This is a genomic window from Pseudomonas sp. MWU13-2517, from assembly GCF_023242545.1.
Taxonomy (GTDB): domain Bacteria; phylum Pseudomonadota; class Gammaproteobacteria; order Pseudomonadales; family Pseudomonadaceae; genus Aquipseudomonas.
Window position 1 is genome coordinate 36,994 of the sequence record NZ_JALMFA010000016.1, and the last position, 18,991, is coordinate 55,984.

Below are 18,991 nucleotides of genomic sequence, written 5' to 3' on the forward strand. Positions count from 1 at the left end.
CTTCCCCTGCAGGAGCCAGCTGGCTCGCGAAAAACCTCAACGATTACGCCTGCTGCCTGAATGCATGCGGCGCCTGTGAGTTCTTCGCGAGCAAGCTCGCTCCTACACTCGGCCTGGATCGGCGTTCCAGCGTTTCCAAAAAAGCAAGCGCCGCGGGTAATGCCATTCAGTTAAGCATAAGTCGCCATTTGTAGGAGCTGGCTTGCCCGCGAAAAAACTCGACGGTAACGCGTATTGCCTGAATGAACGCGGCGCCTGTGAGTTTTTCGCGAGCAAGCTCGCTCCTGCAACACGCTTTAACTGACTGGCATTACCGGGCCACCATCAGTCCTTGCCTTCCGCCGACGTATGCCCGTCCCAGCCCCCGCCCAACGCCGCAATCAACTGCACACTCGCCACCAGGCGAGTCTGCAGCAGGGTCAGCACAGTGCGCTCATTACTCAAGGCTGTAGCCTGCACCGTGACGACATCCAGATAAGCAATCAACCCGGCCTTATACTGGTTCTCGGTCAGGCGCAGGGATTCGCGGGCCGATTCCAGCGCTTCGTTGCTGACCACCGCCTCGTCTTCCAGCACCTTCAGTTGCACCATGTAGTTTTCCACTTCACGGAAACCATCGAGCACGGTCTGGCGGTACTTGGCCACGGTCTCATCATAAGCGGCCACGGTACGGTCGACTTCCGCCGAGCGCTGGCCGCCGTCGAATAAGGTCATGGCCAATTTCGGCCCCACCGACCAGAAGCGGTTCGGCAGGCTGATCCAGTCGGCATAGGTGCTGCTGGAATAACCGCCCGCCAGGCTCAAGGTCAAATCCGGGTAGTACGCGGCTTTGGCCACGCCGATATTGGCATTGGCGGCAATCACTGAACGTTCGGCGGACGCAATATCCGGACGGCGCTCAAGCAACTGCGACGGCACGCTGACCGGAACCTGCGGCAGGGTCGGAATACTCTTGCTCACCGCCAGGCTGAAGTTGGCGGGTGCCTCGCCGATCAATACGGCGATGGCATTTTCCAGCTGCGCGCGCTGCCAGATCAGATCGATCAGGCTCGCCTGGGTAGACTTGAGCTGGGTTTGCGCCTGGGCGATTGCCGCCTTGTCCGACACACCCGCGCGGTATTGGTTTTCGGTCATTTTCAGCGAGCGCTGGTAAGTGTCCAGCGTGGCTTGCAACAGGCGGGTCTGTTCGTCCATGACGCGCAGTTGCAGGTAGTCCTGCACCAGTTCCGATTGCTGGCTCAAACGCATCGCCGCCAGGTCAGCCGAGCTGGCCTCGGCGGTGGCCTCGTTGGCTTCCAGGCCACGGCGCAGCTTGCCCCAGACGTCCGCCTCCCAGCTCACCCCAAGTTGGGCGTTGAGCGTGTCGCGGATACCACTGCTGGAACTGCTGAGACTGGCACTGCTGCTGCCGGTGCCCTGGCTGGCGCGGGTCTTCCCTACGCTCAGGTCCACCGAGGGGAAAAACGCACCCCGGGCGCTGCGTACCTGGGCCTGGGCCTGGCGAAAGCGCGCTTCAGCCTGGGCTACGGTCTGGTTGGAATTATTCAAGCGTTCCACCAGTTCATTCAGTTGGCGATCACCGTACAACTCCCACCAGGCGCCACGGGCCAGGGAGTCGCTGGGGGTCGCCTGGCGCCAGCCTTGGGCTTGCTTGAATTGCGCAGGCTCGACCACTTCCGGGCGCTTGTAGTCGGGGCCGATCGCGCAGGCGCTGAGCAAGGCGCCGCCAATCAGCACGGCCAGTAACTTCATACCGAAACGAGGGAGCAAGCGCCCTCGCCACAGCACGCTTGCATGGGCGTTCGTTGAATCGGTCATAGCACAGTGTCCAAGGCAGCATCGGTACGCACGCCGCGCCAGGCGTTGAAACGGTGGCGCGCGCGGTCGAGATAGAGGTAGACCACCGGGGTGGTGTAAAGGGTCAGGATCTGGCTGAACACCAGGCCGCCGATAATGGTCAGGCCCAGCGGCTGGCGCATTTCCGCGCCATCGCCGGCGCCAAGCAGCAACGGCAAGGCACCCAGGATGGCGGCCAGCGTGGTCATCAAGATCGGCCGCAGGCGCAACAGGCAGGCGCTGCGAATCGATTCCAGCGGGCTCATGCCGTCATGGCGTTCCAGTTGCAGGGCAAGGTCGATCATCAGGATCGCGTTTTTCTTCACCACCCCGATCAGCAGGAACAGCCCCAGCAACGAGATCAGGCTGAACTCGCCGCCCAGCAGGTAGATGGACAGCAGTGCGCCGACACCCGCCGACGGCAGGGTCGACAAGATGGTCAAGGGGTGGATGTAGCTTTCATACAGAACGCCCAACACCAGATACACCGCCACCAGCGCGCCGAGGATCATGAACGGCTGGCCTTTCTGGGTTGCCGCAAAGGCATCGGCCGTGCCGGCCATCTTGGCGATCACATCTTCCGGTAAACCGACCTTGGCCATCGCTCGTTCGATGGCGGCAGTGCCCTGCTCCACCGTCACGCCGGGCGCCATGTCGAAGGCGATGTTTTCCGACGCGAACTGGCCCTCGTGCCGCACGGTATCGGCGGCCAGGCTGTTTTCGTAATGGGCGATGGTGGACAACGGCACTCGCGCGCCGGTGGAGGTGATCACCTGCATTTGATTGAGGGTAATCGGGTCCTGGGCGTATTTCGGATTAACCTCCATCACCACCTGGTACTGGTTGAGGCTGTCGTAGATGGTGGAAATCTGCCGCTGGCTGTAAGCGTTGTTCAGCACCGCCGTGACCATGCTCATATCGATGCCCAGGCGCTTGGCCTGGTCGCGGTCGACGATCAACGTCACCTGTGCGGCGCCACGACCTTCGCGGGCGTCGATGGCCGTCAGTTCCGGCAGTGAGTGGAACGCGGCCACCACTTTCGGAAACCATTCGCGCAACGCGGCCAGATCCCCGCTTTGCAGGATGTAGGAATACTGCGCACTGCTCTGGTCACGACTGCCGCCAAATTGCAGGTCCTGGTCAGCCATCAGGAACAGGCGCCCGCCCGGCACCAACGGCACGTCCTTGCGCAAACGCTCGATCACCGCCTGGGCCGAGACCTTGCGCTCGGCGATGGGCTTGAGGCGCACCAGCATCACCGCGTTATTGGTGCCGTTGTTGCCGCCGATAAAGCCGGCCACGCTGAGCACGGCCGGGTCCTTGAGGATGGCCTTGCGGAAGGTTTCCATCTTCGGCTGCATCACGCCGAACGACAGCCCATCGTCACCGCGCACAAAACCGATCAACTGGCCGGTGTCCTGCTGGGGCATGAAGGTTTTGGGCACTACCACGTACAACGCGATGTTCACCGCGACGGTGATGAACAGGCTGAGCAGCGTCAGGCGGCGGTGGCGCAACACCCAGTCCAGGCTGGAGGCATAGGCCGCGACCATGCGGTCGTTGACGCTCTGGCTCCAGCGCTGCAAAGCGCTCATGTGCCCTTTGACATGGGGCTTGAGCCACCGGGCGCACAGCATCGGGGTCAAGGTCAGCGAGACGACCAGCGAGACGATGATCGCCGAGGACAAGGTGACAGAAAACTCACGGAACAGGTTGGCGACAATACCGCCCATAAACAAAATGGACAGGAACACCACCACCAGCGACACGTTCATCGATAACAGCGTAAAGCCGACTTCCTGGGCGCCCAGGTAAGCCGCTTTCATCGGCGGCACACCGTCGTCGATATGCCGGGAAATGTTCTCCAGCACCACAATGGCATCGTCCACCACCAGCCCGGTGGCCAGGATCAATGCCATCAACGAGAAGTTGTTCAATGAGAAACCGAACAGGTACATCACCGCAAAGGTGCCCACCAACGACACCGGCACCGCCAGGGTCGGGATCAGCGAGGCGCGGAAGTTACCGAGGAACAGGTACACCACCAGCACGACCAGGGCCACGGCGATCAGCAAGGTCATTTCGGCTTCATGCAACGTGGCGGTGATCACCGGTGAACGGTCCATCGCCAGGTTGAGCTTGACGCTGGACGGCAGCACCGCCTGCAACGCCGGCAACTGGGCCTTGATCTGCCGCACCGTCTCGATGATATTCGCGCCGGACTGACGGTTGATCACCAGCAGCACCGCTGCATCATTGTTGAAGAAGCCACTGTTGTAGCGGTCCTCCACGCCATCGCTGATCTTGGCTACATCGCCCAGACGCAGGGCCGCGCCGTTCTGGTAGCGAATCAGCAACGGCTCGTAGTCCTTGGCCTTTTCCAACTGGTCGTTGGCCTGGATCTGCCAATTGCGTTCGCTGTCTTCCAGGGAGCCCTTGGGCCGGCGCTGATTGGCATTGGCGATGGTGTTGCGTACGTCATCCAGGGCCACGCCGTACTGGTCGAGGGCCTTGGGCTCCAGCTCGATGCGCACCGCCGGCAGGGAGCTCCCACCGATCTGCACCTCGCCCACACCCGGCACCTGGGACAGGCTTTGCGACAGGATGGTCGAGGCCAGGTCGTACAGCTCGCCCTTTTGCAGCACGTCGGAGGTCAGCGACAGCACCATGATCGGTGCCTGGGACGGGTTGATCTTCTTGTAGGTAGGCATGCTGCGCATGCCGCTGGGCAACAGGTTGCGCGAGGCGTTGATCGCCGCCTGCACTTCCCGCGCTGCGCCGTTGATATCACGCCCGGAGTCGAACGCCAGGATCACCCGGGTAGAACCCTGGCTCGACGAACTGCTCATGGTGGTGATACCGGCAATCGCGCCGAACGAACGCTCCAGCGGCGTCGCCACGGTCGAAGCCATCACCTCCGGGCTGGCACCCGGCAAGCTGGCCGACACCACGATCACCGGGAAGTCGATCTGCGGCAGCGGCGACACCGGCAACAGGTTGAAGCTCACGCCCCCAAGCAACATGATCGCCAGGCTCAGCAGCATGGTGGCTACCGGCCGGCGAATGAAAGGTCCGGACAGGTTCATGACTCAACCGGCTCCAGGCTTTGCGGCTCTTTGCGCCAGCGACGGCCAAGGCGGTCGAAGTACAGGTAGATCACCGGCGTGGTGAACAAGGTCAATACCTGGCTGACCAGCAAACCGCCGACCATCACCAGCCCGAGCGGTTGGCGCAGCTCCGCACCGGAGCCGGTGGCCAGCATCAGCGGCACCGCACCGAACAGCGCGGCCAGGGTGGTCATCAGGATCGGCCGGAAGCGCAAGAGCGCCGCTTGATAGATCGCCGTCTGCGGGTCCAGGCCCTGGTTGCGCTCGGCGTCGAGGGCGAAGTCGATCATCATGATCGCGTTCTTTTTCACGATACCGATCAGCAGAATGATACCGATGATCGCGATCATGCCCAGGTCATTGCCGCTGAGCAGTAACGCCAGCAAGGCCCCCACCGCTGCCGACGGCAAGGTCGACAGGATGGTGATCGGGTGGATGTAACTCTCGTACAGCACGCCCAGCACGATGTACATGGTGACCACCGCCGCCAGGATCAGCAGCAAGGTGCTCGACAGCGACGCTTCGAAGGCTTGGGCCGCGCCCTGGAACTGGGTCTGCACGCCTATCGGCATGCCGATGTCCTTCTGGGTCTGGTTGATCAGTTCCACGCCCTTGCCCAACGCGACGCCGGGGGCCAGGTTGAACGACATCATTACCGCCGGGAACTGGCCGATGTGGGCAATCGCCAGTTGGGCCTGGCGCTGCTCCACATGGGCCAGGCTCGACAGCCGTACCTGGCCGCCGCCAGTGGTTTTCACGTGGATCTGGTCAAGCGCCGCAGGGCCCAGGGTTTCACCGGATTGCGCCTGCAACACCACGCGGTATTGGCTGGCCTGGGTGTAGATGGTGGAAATCTGCCGCTGGCCGAACGCATCGTACAGCGCATCGGTGATGGTCGACACACTGACGCCCAGGCGCGAGGCCGCGTCGCGATCGATCACCAGGAACACCTGCAAACCCTTGTCCTGCAGGTCACTGGCGACGTCGGTAAGCTCCGGCAACCGGCTGAGGGCGTGCACCAGCTTGTCGCTCCACAGCGCCAGCAGGTCAGCATCCGGTGAGGACATGCTGAACTGGTATTGCGTGCGGCTGACACGGTCTTCGATGGTCAGATCCTGTACCGGCTGCATAAACAGGCGGATACCCACCAGTTTGTCGATTTCCGGTTGCAGGCGGGTAATTACCTGGGCCGCACTCAAGTCGCGCTGCCCATGGGGCTTGAGGTTGATCAGCAAGCGGCCGCTGTTGAGGGTGGCGTTATCGCCATCCACCCCGATGTAGGACGACAGGCTCTGCACCGCTGGGTCAGCCAGGATGACCTTGGCCAATTCTTGCTGGCGCTGGCTCATGGCCGCAAAGGAAATTGACTGCGGTGCCTCGGAAATCCCCTGGATCACCCCGGTGTCCTGCACCGGGAAGAAGCCTTTGGGCACCACGAGGTACAGAAACACCGTCAAACCCAGGGTGGCGACGGCCACGAGCAAGGTCAGCGGTTGGTGCTTGAGCACCCACTGCAACTTGCGCCCGTAGGCTTCGATCAACCAGTCGATCCAGGCGCCGCTGGCCTTGTAGAAACGGCCCTGTTCTTCTTCCTTGGGTTCGCGCTTGAGCAAACGCGCGCACATCATCGGGGTGAGGGTCAGGGAAACCACCAGGGAAATCAGGATCGCCACCGCCAGGGTGATGGCGAACTCACGGAACAGCCGCCCGACCACATCGGCCATGAACAGCAGCGGAATCAGTACCGCGATCAACGACAGGGTCAGGGACACCAGGGTGAAGCCGATCTGCTTGGCGCCCTTGAGCGCCGCCGCCAGTGGCGTCTCGCCTTCCTCGATATAACGCGAAATGTTCTCCAGCATCACGATGGCGTCATCCACCACGAAACCGGTGGCGATGGTCAGGGCCATCAGCGTCAGGTTGTTGATGGAGAAGCCTGCCAGGTACATCACGCCAAAGGTGCCGATCAGCGACAGCGGCACGGCGATGGACGGAATGATCGTGGCGCTGAAGCGGCGCAGGAACAGGAAAGTCACCATCACGACCAGGGCAATGGCGATGAGCAGTTCATGTTGCACATCGGTGACGGATGCACGGATGGTCTGGGTGCGGTCGGTAAGCACGGTCACATCGAGGCCGGCCGGCAGGTTGTCGGTGATGCTCGGCAACAACACCTTGATGCGGTCCACCACTTCGATCACGTTGGCGCCCGGCTGGCGCTGGATATTCAACAGCACGGCCTGGTTTTCGTTGGCCCAGGCGGCAAGACGCTCGTTTTCGGCGCCATCGACGATCTGTGCCACATCTTTCAGGCGCAGCGGCGCGCCATTGTTGTAGGCCAGGATCAGTTCGGCATATTGCTGGGGCGAGACCAACTGGTCGTTGGCGTCGAGCATCGACACCCGGGTAGGCCCGTCGAAGTTACCCTTGGGCTGGTTGACGTTGGACGCGGCAATCAGGGTGCGCACATCCGACAGGTTCAAACCGTTGGCCGCCAGTGCTTCCGGGTTGACCTTGATGCGCACGGCCTGACGCTGGCCACCGGCAATGCTGACCATGCCGACACCGCTGATCTGCGCGATTTTCTGCGCCATACGCGTATCGACCAGGTCGTTGAGCTTGGGCAGCAGCATGGTTTTGGAGGTGATGGCGAGGGTCAGCACCGGGGTGTCAGCCGGGTTGACCTTGTTGTAGACCGGCGGCGCCGGTAAGTCCTTGGGCAGCAGGTTGGTAGCGGCGTTGATCGCAGCCTGCACTTGTTGCTCGGCGACATCCATATTGATGTCGAGGTTGAAGCGCAGGGTCAGCACCGACGCGCCGCCGGAGCTGGTGGACGCCATCTGGGTCAGGCCGGGCATCTGGCCGAACTGGCGCTCAAGAGGCGCGGTGACTGCGCTGGTCATCACGTCCGGGCTGGCGCCCGGGTACAGGGTCATCACCCGGATGGTCGGGTAGTCCACCTGGGGCAACGCCGACACTGGCAGCAAGCGATAAGCGATGATGCCGGCCAGAACGATGGCCAGCATGCTCAAGGTGGTGGCGACCGGGCGAAGAATAAACAGCCGCGACAGGTTCATGAACCGACCTTTTGCGCCTTGCCGGCGTCGGCGCCGGTCTTCTCTTTTGCCGCGGGCTTGCCTTGCAGGTGCTCGGTCGGTGTGGTCAGGACTTCGCTGCTGTCGTTGACCACTTCGATTTCGCTGCCGTCCTTCAAGCGGTCGGTACCTTCCAGCACGACGCGGTCACCCGCCACCAGGCCCTCCTTGATCACCGTGTTGTCGCCATCGGAATCGCCGACCACCAAGGGCTGCATCTTGACCTTCTTGTCGCCGTCGAGCTTGTAGACAAACGTGCCGTTGTTGCCGAACTGGATGGCTGCGGACGGTGCCAGCACCACGTTGTGCAGGGTGTCGGCCAGCAGGTGCACATTGACGAATTGGTTGGGGAACAGCGCCTGGTCCTTGTTATCGAAGCGCCCTTTGAATTTCAGGGTGCCGGTGGTGACGTCGATCTGGTTGTCCAGGCTCTGCAATACGCCGACGGCCTGTTTTTTCACGTCGCCACGGTCCCAGGCTTCCACGGGCAGTTTGTTGCCGGCGTGGTAGCGGCTGAGGACGGTGTCCAGGGTGTTTTCCGGCAGGGTGAAGACCACGCTGATCGGCTGGGTCTGGGTGATCACCGCAAGGGACGTGGTGTCATTGGCTGCGACCAGGTTGCCCACGTCGACCTGACGCAAGCCCACTCGCCCACAGATCGGTGCGCGGATCTTGGTGAATTCGAGGTTGAGCCTGGCGTCATCCACCGCGCCCTGATTGGTCTTGACCGTGCCCTGGTATTGCAGGACCAGAGCTTCGGCGGTGTCCAGGGTCTGCTTGGCGATACTGTCCTGAGCATACAGATCCCGATAACGCTGCACGTCGACCTGGGCATTTTTCAGTTGAGCCTGGTTCTGCAACAGCGTGCCCTGGGCCTGGAGCAAGGCGTTCTGGTAACTGCGCGGGTCGATTTCTGCCAGCAGGTCACCGGCCTTGACCATTTGCCCTTCTTCAAAGGCGATCTTCACCAGCTCACCGCCCACCCGGCTGCGTACATTAATGGTATTGAGCGCAGTCACCGTGCCCAATGCCTTGTAGTACACCGGGAACTCTCCCTGCACCGCCGGCGCCACGCGCACCGGAATCGGGCCGGTTGAGCCTCCGAAGCCCGGGCGCATCATCCCCGACTTGCCGGCACGGCCTTCCGCCTTGTTTGCCGTGGCGTCCTTGTGGCTGCCAGGCCAGAATTTCCAGCACAGGCCGGCAATGACCAGCAGCACAAGCAGGCCGAACAGCCAGCGGCGGGACTTACGGGGGGAGGATTGCATGGATTGATCAACCATTGGGCGCGAGAGCTTCTTCTTTGGGAGGCTGAAAGATAAGCACTGGGGCGCATTTAGAAAAGCGCCTTTACCGGCTATTTACCTTGGGCTTACAACTTTTAACTGCTGGCCTTAGTCTGTCCGCTATTTCGCTAAGCACCTGAGACGCAAATAAAAACGGCCTGGACTAGGCCAGGCCGCAAGCATGCAGCACGCGTGTTACTGCAAAACGACAGTCATGCGCAGAAACAGTTATTTCAAAACAGCCAGAGCGGCTTCGTAGTTCGGCTCGTGGCCGATTTCGGAAACCAGTTCGCTGTGCAGCACGTTGTTGTTTTCATCCAGCACCACCACGGCGCGAGCGGTCAGGCTGCGCAATGGGCCGTCAACGATGTTCACGCCGTAATCTTCGGAGAACGCCGCGCTGCGGAAGTCCGACAGGTTTTTCACGTTTTCCAGGCCTTCCGAACCGCAAAAGCGCGCCTGGGCAAACGGCAGGTCCGAAGAGATGCACAGCACCACGGTGTTGGCCACGTCATTGGCCTGGGCATTGAACTTACGTACTGAAGTAGCGCAGGTCGGAGTGTCGACGCTTGGGAAGATATTCAGCACTTTGCGCTTGCCGGCGAAGGTAGCCAGGGTGGCGTCCGACAGATCAGCGGCAGTCAGGGTGAAATCCGGCGCCTGGGAGCCGACTTGTGGCAATTCGCCTTCAACTTGGACAGGGTTACCGCGAAGGGTGACTTGAGCCATGACAGAATCCTTATGCTGGGTTTGATGAAACGAATTCGAGAGGCGGAAGTTAACCACAAAGTGCCGTCGTCACCTACCGCCGAGCATAAATTGTCATGCCATGCCGTTGTGGTTTAATTGCGCGCTTTTCGCCCGTCCCTCAAGGAAGCCGTTGTTGATGAATCAGCCCGCCACCAAAGTCCTGGTTATTGGTTACGTCTGGCCGGAACCCCGTTCCTCGGCCGCTGGCGGGCATATGATGCAAATTCTTGAGAGCTTTCTTACTCAAGGTTGGGACATTACCTTCAGCAGCCCTGCGGCCATCGGCGAGCACAAGGCGGACCTGCCCGCCCTGGGCATCACCGAATGCGCCATCGAGCTGAATAACAGCAGCTTCGATGAGTTTATCCGCGAGCTGGCCCCGGATATCGTCCTGTTCGACCGTTTCATGATGGAAGAACAGTTCGGCTGGCGCGTCGAAAAATGCTGCCCGAATGCGCTGCGCGTCCTGGAAACCTCCGACCTGCAAAGCCTGCGCGACGCACGCCAGCAGCGTCTCAAGGATTGCCTCAAGGCCGCTCCTGACAGGGATGACTTCAGCGCGCTCTTTACCGCTGACCTCAAGCAAGCGTTCGAGCTGATGGCAGAGACTGACCTGGCCAAGCGTGAAATCGCCGCGATTTACCGGTGCGACATCAGCCTGATGATTTCCGATGTGGAAATCCGCCTGCTCACCGAACACTTCAAGGTACCGCCTGCCCTGCTCCACTGGTGCCCTTTGATGATGGCGCCGCCAACCACAGCGTTTGCGCCCTTTGAGGACCGTGCGCACTTCCTCAGCATCGGTAACTTCCGCCATGCGCCGAACTGGGATGCGGTGCTCTGGATGAAAAACAGCCTCTGGCCATTGATCCGCCAGCAATTGCCGGGCGCCCAACTGCATATCTACGGCGCTTACACCCCGCCCAAGGCCACGGCCCTGCATAACCCGGCCCAGGGGTTCCATGTGATGAACTGGGCCGAAGATGCCCTGCAAGTGATGACCGCCGCGCGTATCTGCCTGGCGCCATTGCGGTTCGGCGCGGGGATCAAGGGCAAGTTGGCTGACGCCATGCTCTGCGGCACGCCGAATATCACCACGCCCATCGGTGCCGAAGCCATGGGCGACGAGCACCCGTGGCCCGGCATGATCGAGCACAGCGCACCCGCCCTGGCCGCTGCGGCTGTGGCGCTGTATCAAGACCGCGAGCGCTGGACCCTGGCCCAGGAAAACGGCCGGCAGCTGCTGGCCCGGCGTTACGACCAGAATGTCCACGGCCCGGCGCTGGTGGCGTGCCTGGAGCAGTGCCGTAGCCGGCTTTCGGCCCATCGCCGGGATAACTTCACCGGCGGCATGCTGCGTCACCATGCCCATAAAAGCACCCAGTACATGTCCCAGTGGATCGAGGCAAAAAACCGCGTGCTTTGAAGGCCGGCGCTGGCGAGGTTGCACGCAAGGGGGCATTATCCTACGCAGCAACCACAATAAAGCGACGGCAGCATGACCCGAGCAACGCGAATCACCGACCCCTCCTACGAGCTGATGGACGACCACAACGGTCTGTCCATCATCTATCGCCAGCACGGTTTCCCCTGCCCCCTGGTACGCTGGCATTTCCACAAGGAATACGAGCTGCACCTGATCGTCGCCAGCTCCGGCAAGGTGTTTATCGGCGACTACATCGGCAATTTCTACCCTGAAAGCCTGTTCCTCACCGGCCCTAACCTGCCCCACAACTGGATCAGCCAGGTGGAGGAAGACGAAGTGGTGCCCAAGCGCGACATGCTGGTGAATTTCACCGATGAGTTGCTGGAGAACGGCAGCCAGATTTTTACTGAACTCAAGACCTTGGCGCCGCTGTTGGAGAGGGCGCAGTACGGCATCGAATTCCGCTGCAAGAAGACCATCGCCCAAGCCATGACCTTGATGCAACGCATCGAAGACGCCCAGGGCATGGCGCGCCTGGGGCACTTCTTTATCCTGCTGGAGGCGCTCAGTGCCTGCGAGGACTACCAGTTGCTCTCGGGCGTCACCACCCCGCAACTGGCGGATGAACACAGCATCGACCGCACCAACCGCGCGGTGGACTATATTTTTGCGCATTACGCGCGGGAGTTGCCCCTGGAGGAAGTGGCCGAATACCTCGGCATGAAGCCCACCTACTTCTCGCGGGTGTTCAAGCAAGCCACCGGGCGCACCTTTATCGAGTTCGTCAATCGTCTGCGCATCAGTAAATCCTGCGAACTGTTGGCCGACGGTGATAAAGCGGTGACGGATGTGTGTTTTGAATCCGGCTTCAACAACATCTCCAACTTCAACCGACGCTTTCAGCAGCTCAAGGGCATGACCCCGTCCCACTATCGGCGCTTGGCGGTGCAGCGGTTGACTGAGCAAAATATCGGCTGAATTGAGGTCAGGCAGCGTCGAACCAGCTCTTTTCTGCGGTCGCTGTATGTGTGGCGAGGGAGCTTGCTCCCGTTGGGCCGCGAAGCGGCCCCGCTCTTTGCTTACAAAGCATGGGACTAACGGGAGCAAGCTCCCTCGCCACAGGTTACTTTTTAGCCTTTCTGCTTCTTAACTGACTGGCATTACCCCAAATCCACCGCTCGACTCAGTATCCAACGTGCTGTTCGCCTTGAAAGACGGCATAAGCACCCATGACTTGCTGGTCAACCTCAGCGAATCGCTGGCCTGCGCCCACGCCCTCACCTGCGATTTCGCTTTTGAGCTCGATGGCTCGCGGCGAGAAGGCGCACTGGGTATTGCACAGTTGATCGAGGTGGCTCGGTTGTTGGCTGACGGATACAGGCTGATATTGAGCGTTAAAACACGCCACTGATCGTCCCCACACTGTGCGGGGACAATCATCGAGTGCAAAAAAGTATCAGTGAGCGTGCTCCCAAGGATTTGTCACCTCCCCATTTCAAGGCTGTAATCAACGCACACTCTTCCTGACTCCCTGTGGGAAGACACAACAACAATAACTGTCCTTCTGCAGCCCTCTGGGCGCGGAAATGGAGTGCGCGATGAAGTTCACAGCAAAATCCCTGCTTGCCTTTACTTGCATGACCCTCAGCGCCGTCAGCCTTGGCGCGCAAACCCTGACCATCGCCACCGTCAACAACAGCGACATGATCCGCATGCAAAAGCTCTCGAAAACCTTCGAGACCGAGCATCCGGAGATCAAGCTGAACTGGGTGGTGCTCGAAGAAAACGTGTTGCGCCAACGCTTGACCACCGACATCGCCACCCAGGGCGGGCAGTTCGATGTGCTGACCATCGGCATGTACGAAGCCGCACTGTGGGGTGCCAAAGGCTGGTTGGAACCGATGAAGGACCTGCCGGCGTCCTACGACCTCGACGACGTATTCCCTTCTGTGCGGGACGGCCTGTCGGTCAAGGGTTCGCTGTACGCACTGCCCTTCTATGCCGAGAGCTCGATCACCTATTACCGCACCGACCTGTTCAAGGACGCCGGGCTGACCATGCCCGAGCATCCGACCTGGACCCAGATCGGCGAATACGCCGCCAAACTCACCGACAAGACCAAAGAGCAATACGGCCTGTGCCTGCGCGGCAAAGCCGGCTGGGGCGAGAACATGGCGCTGATCACCACCCTGGCCAACGGCTATGGCGCACGCTGGTTCGATGAGAAGTGGCAGCCGGAATTCAACGGGCCTGAGTGGAAGGACGCACTGAACTTCTACGTCGACAACATGAAGAAATCCGGCCCGCCCGGCGCATCCAGCAACGGCTTCAACGAAAACCTGGCGCTGTTCAACAGCGGCAAGTGCGCGATCTGGGTCGATGCCAGCGTGGCCGGCTCGTTTGTCACCGACAAAACCCAGAGCAAGGTGGCTGACCACGTCGGCTTCACCTTCGCCCCCCACGAGAAGACCGACAAGGGCACTTCGTGGCTGTACTCGTGGAGCCTGGCGATTCCGACCAGTTCCAAAGCCAAGGACGCCGCCAAAGTGTTCACCAGTTGGGCAACCTCCAAGGAATACAGCCAACTGGTGGCCAAGACCGACGGTATCGCCAACGTGCCGCCAGGCACCCGCAAGTCCACCTACAGCGACGAGTACATGAAGGCCGCGCCGTTCGCCAAGGTGACGTTGGAATCGCTGAAAGTCGCCGACCCGACCAAACCGACGCTCAAGCCGGTGCCCTATATCGGGATCCAGTTGGTGACCATTCCCGAGTTCCAGGCGATTGGCACCCAGGTCGGCAAGTTCTTCTCGGGCGCGCTGACCGGTCAACAGACGGTGGATGCCGCATTGACCGCCGCACAGACCACCACCGAGCGTGAAATGAAGCGGGCGGGTTACCCCAAGTAACCCCCCCACTACCTGTAGGAGCGAGCTTGCTCGCGAAAAAGGTACATCCGACGCAGTAATGCGTCTGGAATATCTTCGCGAGCAAGCTCGCTCCTACAGGGGTTTGCGCACCTGCCTCTAATCGGTCTTGATCACCATGAATACGTCCCCCGCCCAAGTGCAAACAACTGCCCCGGCCACGCCGCGCAAAAACCGCCTGGCCAACCCCGGCTGGTTCCTCGTCACGCCCTCGGTCGCCATGCTGCTGGTATGGATGATCGTGCCGCTGGGCATGACCCTGTACTTTTCGCTGATCCGCTACAACCTGCTCTACCCCGGCGAAAACCAGTTCGTGGGGCTGGAGAACTTCACCTACTTCATCACCGACTCGGGCTTCCTGCCCGGCGCCACCAATACCCTGTTGCTGGTGGGCAGCGTGCTGCTGATCAGCGTGGTGTTCGGCGTGCTGATCAGTGCCCTGCTGGAAGCCAGTGAGTTCTTCGGTCGCGGCATCGTGCGAGTGATGTTGATCTCGCCCTTCTTCATCATGCCTACCGTCGGCGCGCTGATCTGGAAGAACCTGATTTTCCACCCGGTGTCGGGGATTCTCGCGGCCGTGTGGAAACTGTTCGGTGCCGAGCCGGTGGACTGGCTGGCACACTACCCGTTGCTGTCGATCATCATCATCGTGTCGTGGCAATGGCTGCCCTTCGCCATTCTGCTGTTGATGACCGCCATGCAGTCCCTAGACCAGGAACAAAAGGAAGCGGCACGCCTGGACGGCGCCGGCGCCATCGCGATTTTCTGGCACCTGACCCTGCCCCACCTGGCGCGCCCGATTGCCGTGGTGGTGATGATCGAAACCATCTTCCTGCTCTCGGTGTTCGCCGAAATCTTCACCACCACCAACGGTGGCCCGGGCTATGCGTCTACCAACCTCGCCTACCTGATCTACAACCAGGCGCTGGTGCAGTTCGACGTGGGCATGGCCTCGGCCGGCGGCTTGATTGCCGTGGTCATCGCCAATATCGCGGCGATCATCCTGGTGCGGATGATCGGCAAAAACCTGACTGACAAGCCTTGAGGGCCGCGCCATGACGCTTCAACAATCCCGCCGCCTGCAAAGTCTGTTGCTCGGCACGCTGGCCTGGGCCATCGCGATCCTGATTTTCTTCCCGATCTTCTGGATGGTGCTGACCAGCTTCAAGACTGAAATCGATGCATTCGCCACGCCGCCGCAGTTCATTTTCACGCCGACGCTGGAGAACTACCTGCACATCAACGAGCGCAGCAATTACTTTGCGTACGCCTGGAACTCCGTGGTGATTTCATTCAGCGCCACCGCCTTGTGCCTGCTGATCTCGGTGCCGGCCGCCTACTCCATGGCGTTCTACGAAACCCAGCGCACCAAAGGTACGCTGCTGTGGATGCTGTCCACCAAGATGCTGCCGCCCGTGGGCGTATTGATGCCGATCTACCTGTTGGCCAAGAGCTTTGGCCTGTTGGATACGCGTATTGCGCTGATCATCATCTACACGCTGATCAACCTGCCGATCGTGGTCTGGATGGTTTACACCTACTTCAAGGACATCCCCAGGGACATCCTCGAAGCCGCCCGCCTGGATGGCGCCACCCTGTGGCAGGAAATGGTCCGGGTGCTGCTGCCGATCGCCAAGGGCGGCCTGGCCTCTACCGTGTTGCTGTCGCTGATCCTGTGCTGGAACGAGGCGTTCTGGTCGCTGAACCTGACCTCGTCCAACGCTGCACCGCTGACCGCACTGATCGCCTCTTACTCCAGCCCCGAAGGCTTGTTCTGGGCCAAGTTGTCGGCCGTGTCGACACTGGCCTGTGCGCCGATCCTGATCTTTGGCTGGATCAGCCAGAAACAGCTGGTGCGCGGTTTGTCCTTCGGCGCCGTGAAATAACGGCTTCCTGATAAAAATTTGCATACGGAGGCCCATCATGGCCAACCTGAAAATCAAAAACCTGCAAAAAGGCTTCGAAGGCTTCTCCATCATCAAGGGCGTCGACCTGGAGGTGAACGACAAGGAATTCGTGGTGTTCGTCGGCCCATCCGGCTGCGGCAAATCGACCCTGCTGCGCCTGATCGCCGGCCTGGAAGAAGTGAGCGAAGGCACCATCGAACTGGACGGCCGTGACATCACCGAAGTGACCCCAGCCAAGCGTGACCTGGCGATGGTGTTCCAGACCTATGCGCTGTACCCGCACATGAGCGTGCGCAAGAACATGTCGTTTGCCCTGGACTTGGCCGGTGTCGACAAGAAGCTGGTGGAAAGCAAGGTCAGCGAGGCGGCACGTATCCTCGAACTGGGGCCGCTGCTGGAGCGCAAGCCCAAGCAGCTGTCCGGCGGCCAGCGCCAGCGCGTGGCGATTGGCCGGGCGATCGTGCGCAACCCGAAGATCTTCCTGTTCGATGAGCCACTGTCCAACCTTGACGCCGCCCTGCGCGTGCAGATGCGCCTGGAGCTGGCACGCCTGCACAAGGAACTGCAAGCGACCATGATCTACGTGACCCACGACCAGGTGGAAGCCATGACCCTGGCCGACAAGGTGGTGGTGCTCAACAGTGGCCGCATCGAGCAGGTGGGTTCGCCCCTGGATCTGTATCACTATCCGGCCAACCTGTTTGTGGCGGGCTTCCTCGGCACACCGAAAATGGGCTTCCTCAAGGGCCAGGTCACACGCATCGACAGCCAAGGCTGCGATGTGCAACTGGACGCGGGCACCTTGATCAATCTGCCACAGAGCGGCGCCAGCTTGAGCGTGGGCAGTGCCGTGACCCTGGGCATTCGCCCGGAGCACCTGGAAATAGCCTCACCCGGCCAAACCACGTTGACCGTCACTGCCGACGTCGGCGAACGCCTGGGCAGCGACACCTTCTGCCATGTCGTGACCGCCAACGGCGAGCCCTTGACCCTGCGGATTCGCGGCGACATGGCCAGCCAGTACGGCGAAACGCTGCACCTGCACCTGGACCCGGCGCACTGCCATCTGTTCGACACCGACGGTGTAGCCGTGGCCCGCCCACTGCGCGCTGCCGCCTGATTTCGCGAGACTTGTGATGAAACTGAATAAACAGAACCTCACTCAACTGGCGCCGCAGGTGAAACTGCCGGCCTATGCCATTGCCAGCACGACCCAAGGCATCGCCCATATCGGCGTCGGCGGTTTCCATCGCGCGCATCAGGCGTATTACACCGATGCACTGATGAATACCGGCGAAGGCCTGGACTGGAGCATCTGCGGTGTCGGCCTGCGCAGCGAGGACCGCAAGGCCCGCGACGACCTGGCCGGCCAGGACTACCTGTTCACCCTGTATGAACTGGGCGACACCGACGACACCGAAGTGCGCGTGATCGGTTCGATCAGCGACATGCTGCTGGCCGAAGATGGCGCCCAGGCGCTGATCGACAAACTGGCCAGCCCCGAGATTCGCATCGTCTCGCTGACCATCACCGAAGGCGGCTACTGCATCGACGACAGCAACGGCGAGTTCATGGCCCATCTGCCGCAGATCCAGCACGACCTGGCGCACCCTGGCGCACCGAAAACCGTGTTCGGTTTCATCTGCGCGGCATTGACCCAACGCCGCGCGGCGGGCATTCCGGCCTTTACCGTAATGTCCTGCGATAACCTGCCGCACAACGGCGCGGTCACCCGCAAGGCACTGCTGGCATTTGCCGCCCTGCACGACGCCGAGCTGCACGACTGGATCAAGGCCCACGTGAGCTTTCCCAACGCCATGGTCGACCGCATCACGCCGATGACCAGCACGGCGCACCGCCTGCAACTGCATGACGAGCACGGTATCGACGATGCCTGGCCGGTGGTGTGCGAACCCTTTGTGCAGTGGGTACTGGAAGACAAATTCGTCAACGGTCGCCCGGCGTGGGAGAAGGTCGGCGTGCAGTTCACCGACGACGTGACGCCCTATGAAGAAATGAAGATCGGCCTGCTCAACGGCAGCCACCTGGCGCTGACCTACCTGGGTTTTCTCAAGGGCTACCGGTTTGTGCACGAGACCATGAACGACCCGGTATTTGTGGCCTATATGCGCGCCTATATGGACCTGGACGTCACGCCGAACCTGGCGCCGGTGCCGGGCATCAACCTGACCGACTACAAGCAGACCCTGGTGGACCGCTTTTCCAACCAGGCGATTGCCGACCAGTTGGAGAGAGTGTGTTCCGACGGCTCCTCGAAGTTTCCCAAGTTCACCGTGCCGACCATCAATCGTCTGATTGCCGATGGCCGCGAGACTGAACGCGCTGCGCTGGTGGTGGCGGCCTGGGCGCTGTACCTCAAGGGCGTGGACGAGAATGGCGTGAGCTACACGATCCCCGACCCGCGTGCAGCGTTTTGCCAGGGCCTGGTGAGTGATGACGGGCTGATCAGCAAGCGCCTGTTGGCGGTAGAGGAGATTTTCGGCACGGCTATTCCCAACTCGCCTGAGTTTGTGGCAGCGTTCGAGCGGTGTTTTGTGAGCTTGCGCGACAAGGGCGTCACAGAGACCCTGAAGCAACTTTTGAAGAAACCCGATTAAACAGGTAGGCGCGGAGCTTGCCCGCGGAAATCGCCGACG

The 18,991-nt window shown here is 61.0% G+C and carries 13 protein-coding genes; 8 read left to right on the forward strand and 5 right to left on the reverse strand.

Annotated elements, in window-relative coordinates; translation table 11 throughout:
• Positions 1-324: 324 nt before the first annotated feature.
• The 5 genes from M5B97_RS22180 to tpx all read right to left on the reverse strand — a co-directional run bounded on the left by M5B97_RS22180 (position 325) and on the right by tpx (position 10,053).
• Complete coding sequence (locus M5B97_RS22180) at positions 325-1,818, reverse strand: efflux transporter outer membrane subunit (RefSeq protein WP_283101081.1); 1,494 nt, start codon at positions 1,816-1,818, stop codon at positions 325-327.
• Positions 1,815-4,922, reverse strand: a complete 3,108-nt coding sequence (locus M5B97_RS22185; RefSeq protein WP_123718840.1) for an efflux RND transporter permease subunit — start codon at positions 4,920-4,922, stop codon at positions 1,815-1,817. Before M5B97_RS22185 ends, M5B97_RS22180 begins: the two co-directional genes overlap by 4 nt.
• Positions 4,919-8,020, reverse strand: a complete 3,102-nt coding sequence (locus M5B97_RS22190) for an MdtB/MuxB family multidrug efflux RND transporter permease subunit (RefSeq protein WP_248732661.1) — start codon at positions 8,018-8,020, stop codon at positions 4,919-4,921. The genes M5B97_RS22185 and M5B97_RS22190 overlap by 4 nt, the downstream gene beginning before the upstream one ends.
• A complete protein-coding gene (locus M5B97_RS22195; RefSeq protein ID WP_248732662.1) occupies positions 8,017-9,321 on the reverse strand; it encodes an MdtA/MuxA family multidrug efflux RND transporter periplasmic adaptor subunit in 1,305 nt (434 codons plus the stop codon). Before M5B97_RS22195 ends, M5B97_RS22190 begins: the two co-directional genes overlap by 4 nt.
• 231 nt (positions 9,322-9,552) lie before the next feature.
• Positions 9,553-10,053: a thiol peroxidase gene (gene tpx, locus M5B97_RS22200; protein ID WP_123718839.1), complete on the reverse strand. Its 501-nt coding sequence runs from the start codon at positions 10,051-10,053 to the stop codon at positions 9,553-9,555.
• Between the two features lie 157 nt (positions 10,054-10,210).
• On the opposite strand from tpx, the gene M5B97_RS22205 reads away from it, so the two are divergent.
• The 8 genes from M5B97_RS22205 (at position 10,211) to M5B97_RS22240 (ending at position 18,952) form a co-directional block, all read left to right on the forward strand.
• Complete coding sequence (locus tag M5B97_RS22205; RefSeq protein ID WP_248732663.1) at positions 10,211-11,500, forward strand: glycosyltransferase; 1,290 nt, start codon at positions 10,211-10,213, stop codon at positions 11,498-11,500.
• A 72-nt stretch (positions 11,501-11,572) separates the two neighbouring features.
• A complete protein-coding gene (locus M5B97_RS22210; protein ID WP_123718837.1) occupies positions 11,573-12,478 on the forward strand; it encodes an AraC family transcriptional regulator in 906 nt (301 codons plus the stop codon).
• Between the two features lie 172 nt (positions 12,479-12,650).
• Positions 12,651-12,911, forward strand: coding sequence for a hypothetical protein (locus M5B97_RS22215; protein WP_248732727.1), 261 nt, complete (start codon positions 12,651-12,653; stop codon positions 12,909-12,911).
• A gap of 187 nt (positions 12,912-13,098) precedes the next feature.
• Entirely contained in the window at positions 13,099-14,409 is a 1,311-nt protein-coding gene (locus M5B97_RS22220) for a sugar ABC transporter substrate-binding protein (RefSeq protein WP_248732664.1), read from the forward strand.
• Between the two features lie 136 nt (positions 14,410-14,545).
• Positions 14,546-15,472 carry a sugar ABC transporter permease gene (locus M5B97_RS22225; RefSeq protein WP_123718834.1) on the forward strand — a complete coding sequence of 309 codons (927 nt, stop codon included), beginning with the start codon at positions 14,546-14,548 and terminating at the stop codon, positions 15,470-15,472.
• A 10-nt stretch (positions 15,473-15,482) separates the two neighbouring features.
• The gene (locus M5B97_RS22230; protein WP_123718833.1) at positions 15,483-16,313 is read left to right on the forward strand and encodes a carbohydrate ABC transporter permease; all 831 of its coding nucleotides are present in this window, start codon (positions 15,483-15,485) and stop codon (positions 16,311-16,313) included.
• A 37-nt stretch (positions 16,314-16,350) separates the two neighbouring features.
• Entirely contained in the window at positions 16,351-17,454 is a 1,104-nt protein-coding gene (gene ugpC, locus M5B97_RS22235; RefSeq protein ID WP_248732665.1) for a sn-glycerol-3-phosphate ABC transporter ATP-binding protein UgpC, read from the forward strand.
• A gap of 16 nt (positions 17,455-17,470) precedes the next feature.
• Positions 17,471-18,952, forward strand: coding sequence for a mannitol dehydrogenase family protein (locus M5B97_RS22240; protein WP_248732666.1), 1,482 nt, complete (start codon positions 17,471-17,473; stop codon positions 18,950-18,952).
• Positions 18,953-18,991: the final 39 nt, after the last annotated feature.

Bases quoted from the DNA above. Each gene is read 5' to 3' on its own strand.
- M5B97_RS22240 (WP_248732666.1), top strand. From the start codon at position 17,471: ATGAAACTGAATAAACAGAACCTCACTCAACTGGCGCCGCAGGTGAAA.
- M5B97_RS22230 (WP_123718833.1), top strand. From the start codon at position 15,483: ATGACGCTTCAACAATCCCGCCGCCTGCAAAGTCTGTTGCTCGGCACG.
- M5B97_RS22205 (WP_248732663.1), top strand. From the start codon at position 10,211: ATGAATCAGCCCGCCACCAAAGTCCTGGTTATTGGTTACGTCTGGCCG.
- M5B97_RS22220 (WP_248732664.1), top strand. From the start codon at position 13,099: ATGAAGTTCACAGCAAAATCCCTGCTTGCCTTTACTTGCATGACCCTC.
- M5B97_RS22190 (WP_248732661.1), bottom strand. From the start codon at position 8,020: ATGAACCTGTCGCGGCTGTTTATTCTTCGCCCGGTCGCCACCACCTTG.
- M5B97_RS22195 (WP_248732662.1), bottom strand. From the start codon at position 9,321: ATGGTTGATCAATCCATGCAATCCTCCCCCCGTAAGTCCCGCCGCTGG.
- M5B97_RS22210 (WP_123718837.1), top strand. From the start codon at position 11,573: ATGACCCGAGCAACGCGAATCACCGACCCCTCCTACGAGCTGATGGAC.
- M5B97_RS22225 (WP_123718834.1), top strand. From the start codon at position 14,546: ATGAATACGTCCCCCGCCCAAGTGCAAACAACTGCCCCGGCCACGCCG.
- tpx (WP_123718839.1), bottom strand. From the start codon at position 10,053: ATGGCTCAAGTCACCCTTCGCGGTAACCCTGTCCAAGTTGAAGGCGAA.
- ugpC (WP_248732665.1), top strand. From the start codon at position 16,351: ATGGCCAACCTGAAAATCAAAAACCTGCAAAAAGGCTTCGAAGGCTTC.
- M5B97_RS22180 (WP_283101081.1), bottom strand. From the start codon at position 1,818: ATGACCGATTCAACGAACGCCCATGCAAGCGTGCTGTGGCGAGGGCGC.
- M5B97_RS22185 (WP_123718840.1), bottom strand. From the start codon at position 4,922: ATGAACCTGTCCGGACCTTTCATTCGCCGGCCGGTAGCCACCATGCTG.